A 5,620-nucleotide genomic window follows, 5' to 3' on the forward strand; every position below is an offset into this window, starting at 1 on the left:
TTGCAGTCTTCATTGCAGGACTGATGATAGGAAGAACTCCTGAATACCTCGGAAAAAAGATCGAGATCTTAGAGATGAGAGCAGCTGTGATAACTGTCCTGGTTCCTGGAGTCCTTGTTCTTCTGCTTTCGGGTATTGCACTGGTTCTTCCAAATGTTGCAGAATTAATGAAAAATTCTGGTCCTCATGGACTATCTGAACTGATATACGCCTTCGCATCAATGGCCCAAAATAATGGTAGTGCCTTTGCCGGGTTTGATGCATCAAAACCTTTCTACACACTCACAGGCAGCCTGGCAATGTTGATAGGCAGATTTGTGCCAGCAGTCTCTATGCTGGCCATGGCGGGATCTCTAGCACAAAAGAAAAAAGTTCCACCTAGCTCAGGAACTCTTCCCACAGACTCCATTACATTTTCTATCTGGACAATCTTGGTGATTCTTATCATCGGAGCTCTTACATTCTTCCCGCTCTTTGCAATGGGACCAATCGCTGAACATCTTTCTATGGTAGGAGGGATCTAATAATGTCACGAAAGAGATTCCCCCGTTTAGGTGCGTTTGAGCCCAAACTCATCCGCGAAGCACTCATTAGCTCAGTGCTGAAACTTGACCTGCGCCAGCAGAAAGAAAACCCGGTTATGTTACTTGTGGAAATCGGAGGTATCCTGACCACAATTAGTTCTGTAATTGAAATTGCTACTCAAAAATCTCCCTTCTTTACAATCTTTGTATCCTTCTGGCTATGGCTAACAGTTTTATTTTCAAATTTTGCTGAATCTCTATCCGAAGGTCGTGGAAAAGCAAGAGCAGCATCCCTCAGGCAGTCGAGAACAAGCGTTCCAGCTAGAAAGCTCACAACAAACTCTTTTGATGCTACTTTTACCGAAATTTCTTCTTCCGATCTTCGAAAAAATGACCTTGTCCTTGTAAAGGCAAATGAAATAATTCCTGGAGATGGGGAAGTCGTAAAGGGAGCTGCACTGGTTAACGAAGCCGCAATTACGGGAGAATCAGCCCCGGTTGTGCGCGAGTCTGGTGGTGACCGGAGTGCTGTGACCGGAGGAACAACCGTTATTGCCAATGAAATTATTATCAAAATCACTACTGATCCAGGGCAAACCTTCCTTGACCGCATGATCTCGATGGTAGAAGGTGCCGAACGGCGGAAGACTCCTAACGAAATAGCTCTCGAAATACTACTCATTGCACTTACCGGCGTATTTTTAGCAGTTGTAGCCAGTACCTACTCAGTTTCTGCATATAGCGCTGCTTCAAGTGGAAGAGGCTCACCAGCAAGTCTTACAGTACTGGTCGCGCTTTTTGTTTGTTTAGCTCCCACCACTATTGCAGCTCTGCTTCCAGCAATAGGGATAGCTGGAATGGATCGTTTATTCCAGTTAAACGTCATAGCTCTCTCAGGAAGGGCAATTGAGGCTGCAGGAGATGTAAATGTCCTGCTTCTGGATAAAACAGGTACAATTACCTTAGGCAACCGGCAAGCAGCTGATTTTTTGACAGTAAATGGCAGATCAAACGAAGAATTGATGGAAGCTGCCCTTCTCTCTTCATTTGCAGATGATACTCCTGAAGGCAAAAGCATAATTTCTTTAATTCAGGAAAAAACAGGAAAGACTCCGGTTTCTCCCGAAAATGTCACATTCATACCATTTTCAGCCGCAACAAGAGTTAGTGGAGCACATTGCGGCGAAATAACTTATCTGAAGGGTGCTTACGATGCAATAACAAAAGCAGTTCTCGAACGTGGAGGAACCATCCCTTCGGATCTTAAGGGGAAAGTAGACGGAATTGCGTCTGCAGGCGGTACACCACTTGTAGTTGCTCGCAATGAAGTCATTCTAGGTGTGATATTCCTCAAAGATATTCTGAAAACGGGAATTAAGGAAAGGTTTTCAGACCTGCGCCAGATAGGAATTCGTACAGTTATGATAACGGGAGACAATCATCTTACTGCTGCCACTATTGCAGCAGAAGCAGGGGTAGACGATTATCTAGCAGAAGCTAAGCCTGATGATAAACTTAGAATGATTAAGGAATACCAGGATGAAGGGTACATGGTTGCCATGACAGGGGATGGAACAAATGATGCTCCTGCTCTTGCTCAAGCTGATGTTGCCGTAGCAATGAACAATGGAACACAGCCTGCAAGAGAAGCTGCAAATATAATTGACCTTGACAGCGACCCTACGAAACTTCTGGATATTGTTGAGATTGGAAAACAAATTCTGATGACAAGAGGAGCTTTGACAACTTTCTCCATTTCAAATGATATAGCCAAATATTTTGCAATTATCCCTGCTGCTCTTATAGGAATTTATCCGCAGCTTAAAATCCTGAATATCATGGGTCTTGCAACTCCTGAATCGGCCATTCTTTCGGCAGTCATATTCAATGCTCTGGTAATTCCAATGTTGATTCCCCTTGCTCTTGCCGGAGTTAAGTTCAAGAGTATGCCGGCATCGAAACTTTTTGCCTACAACCTGACAATTTTTGGCCTTGGAGGAGTAATCGCTCCGTTTATTGGAATCAAAATCATTGATCTGGTATTGGCCGGATTAATGCATATCTGAGGAGGTATTGGTGTGACATCGATCAAAAAAGCCACATTACTATTTGCGGTGTTGTTTATCGTTACAGGCTTAGTCTATCCCATGGCAGTGACGCTTGTTTCGGGTTTACTTTTTTCAGATCAATCTCATGGAAGCCTGATTGTTGAAAATAACAATCGAGTTATTGGATCAAGTCTCATTGGTCAGAATTTCACAGAACCTCAATACTTCCAGAGTAGGCCTTCAGCAAGCAGATACGATGCGACTTCTTCTGGAGGGTCAAACTTTGGACCTACAAATTCCATTTTTCTTAAATTGATCAGCAACCGAACTGATGCTCTCAGGAAGGACGGAATTACCGGTCCGATCCCTTCTGATCTGGTTACGGATTCAGGTAGTGGACTTGATCCACATATCAGCCTGGAATCAGCACTGATACAGGTGCCTGTTGTAGCAAAGGCACGAAACCTTCCGGAAGAAAAGATTAAAGCTCTCGTACTTGCAGAATCTGTTGATTCTCCATTCACAGGAGTTTATGTAAATGTGCTGTCGCTCAATAGGGCACTTGATCAAGTAAGTCAAAATCCAACTGAAGTGAGTCAATCCAACTGAAGTGAGTCAATCCAACTGAAGGAGGAAATTGTGGCATCTAACCGTTTTGATGACGAAGGAAGACCTCAGGCCGAAGACCTGCTTCTCATTGCTCGTAGTGATGAAAAAAAGGCTAATGAAGGGCGGCTAACAGTTTACCTTGGTTATGCAGCCGGTGTTGGAAAAACTTATTCAATGCTTCAAGATGCAATTCAAAGGAAACAAGAAGGAAAAGATGTCGTAATCGGCTATATTGAAACCCATGATAGACCTGAGACCAATGCTCTGGTTGAGAACTTTGAAGTCATTTCAACACTTTTTATCGGACATCAGAACCTTTCTCTCAGGGAAATAGATCTTGACGCAGTCATCCGACGCCATCCGCAAATCGTTCTTGTAGACGAGTTAGCCCACACAAACGCTCCAGGCAGCAGGCATTTGAAAAGGTACCAGGATGTAGAAGAACTTCTGCAAGCAGGAATCTCGGTTTATACAACTGTCAATATTCAGCATATTGAGAGCCAGAATGATGCCGTTGCTCAGATAATTGGCATCAGAGTTTCTGAGATTGTGCCGGATGCTTTCCTTTCTAACGCAGATGAGATTCGATTAATTGACATTACTCCAGAAGAGCTAAATCTTCGTCTCAAAGCCGGAAAAGTCTATGTAAAAGATATGGCTGAGACAGCTGTCCAAAGTTTTTTTAGAATAGGAAATCTTCTTGCACTCAGGCAGCTTGCTCTACGATACATGGCTGAATCCACAGACAAGAGAATGATAGGCTATATGAGGACCCGGGCTATTCCGGGCCCCTGGCCTGCAGCAGAAAGGCTTCTTGTCTGTATCCGCCCAGGTCCGACAGCTGAACATATGGTCAGGGCAGCATACAGGCTTGCAACCAGATTCGATGCTGATTTGATTGTGTTTTCGGTAGATGTCAATGATGAAAGAGCGTTGTCTCCTCAGGAGCGTCTCTGGATAAATCAAGCTCTGGAAACAGGAAGACGGCTAGGTGGGCGGATAGTGCGTTACCGTGGAAATGACGTCGCTGATGAGATTATACGCTATGCCCGAAGGAGCAATGTCAGTATGATCATGTTAGGAAAACCCCATGGGCTGGATATATTTTCCTCTCCGGTATATAGGGTCATAAGGCATTCACATGGCATTGATATTCATCTGTATGAACCAAAGGGAAAAAGCGTATACATACCTCTCAAAAAGCAAATCCCACTTTTCTTTACAGTAGAATATGTGCTCAGTCTTATCCTGATTACAGCCGTTGTAAGCATAAATTATTTTCTTAAAGAGTATATTAGTTCTTCAAACTTGCTGATAATTCAACTCATTCCAGTTCTGGTATCTGCATTCTTTTTCAGGCGCAGAGTAGCTCTGTTTACGGCCGTTTTGAGCATCCTGGTTTTTGATTTTCTTTTTATCGAACCTTACTATTCATTTACTGTTAATGATTTGCAGTATTTCATTGCTTTTATTGGGTACGTTACTATTGCTCTCATAATTAGCAGCCTTGCCACACGACTGCGTCACCTTCTGCCTCAGATCTGGCAGAGCGAAGCTGAAGTAGAAGCGACATCAGGCCTTTCTCGTGGACTTGTAGAGGCAAAAACACGGCAAGAAGTCTTTGAAACTCTCGCAGATCAAATGCACAATTTTGCACCAGGTGTCTTTGCGGTACTTATACCCAGCCCGCCTGGGCTTCAGATAGGAGCAGGTGACACTTTGTATCCCTTAGACGACAAAGAAAAAGCCATTGCCCTGTGGGCTTACAAAAATGGTCAGCCATCTGGCCACGGAACAGATAATCTTCCTGCAGGAAAGGGGTATTATATACCTCTTAAAACTCAGAGAACGGTTTTCGGGATTATGGCTTTCATCTTTGACAAACCTGATGAGGGTTTAATTCCGGAAAATAAAGAGATATTTGAAACAATGGCGTTCCTTGGGGCTCTTGCACTCGAACGCTTATAATGAAGCTGATCCCGAAACTCAAAATTGCTCATCTGAATCCCATATTCCGAACAGTCAATCGAGTTTCTGGTAATGGAATATAGTTCTGAAACTTCATGGATTTGGGAATAAAATTGGTTTGGACGAGCCCCTTTTTTAAATATGCGGTTTTAAAAGAGTAATATCGGAATTTAATACTTTATTTATGGGCATAAATTAAATAAAAGTTTCAAAACTTTTGTTTTATTTATTAACTATTTTCACTTCTTATTTTCTTAATTGAATCTTTTATAACTCTTATTATTACAAATAAACCTTTTAAAACTCTTATTTTTATAATAAAATGATTTTTATATATGTTTATTTATAAGTATGCTCATATTTTAGCCGGCTTATGTTATGATTGTCAAGCTGCGAATGGTCAGTGAGATAATTCCGAAAATAAAGTAAGGCTATAATAACAGCAAATATTTTGGGGTAAATAAAATGCTG

The 5,620-nt window shown here is 42.3% G+C and carries 4 protein-coding genes; all 4 read left to right on the forward strand.

The features are described from left to right. A partial coding sequence (locus BP621_RS05825) for a potassium-transporting ATPase subunit KdpA (RefSeq protein ID WP_292388472.1) occupies positions 1–524 on the forward strand: 524 nt, incomplete at its 5' end. Positions 525–526: 2 nt separating this feature from the next. Beyond that, positions 527–2,590, forward strand: coding sequence for a potassium-transporting ATPase subunit KdpB (gene kdpB / locus BP621_RS05830; protein WP_292388473.1), 2,064 nt, complete (start codon positions 527–529; stop codon positions 2,588–2,590). Between the two features lie 12 nt (positions 2,591–2,602). Further along, on the forward strand, positions 2,603–3,181 hold the full coding sequence (gene kdpC, locus BP621_RS05835) for a potassium-transporting ATPase subunit KdpC (protein ID WP_292388474.1): 579 nt from the start codon (positions 2,603–2,605) through the stop codon (positions 3,179–3,181). A 30-nt stretch (positions 3,182–3,211) separates the two neighbouring features. After that, the gene (locus BP621_RS05840) at positions 3,212–5,149 is read left to right on the forward strand and encodes a DUF4118 domain-containing protein (RefSeq protein WP_292388475.1); all 1,938 of its coding nucleotides are present in this window, start codon (positions 3,212–3,214) and stop codon (positions 5,147–5,149) included. Positions 5,150–5,620: the final 471 nt, after the last annotated feature.

Source organism: Methanosarcina sp. UBA5 (assembly GCF_002505485.1).
Classification (GTDB): domain Archaea; phylum Halobacteriota; class Methanosarcinia; order Methanosarcinales; family Methanosarcinaceae; genus Methanosarcina.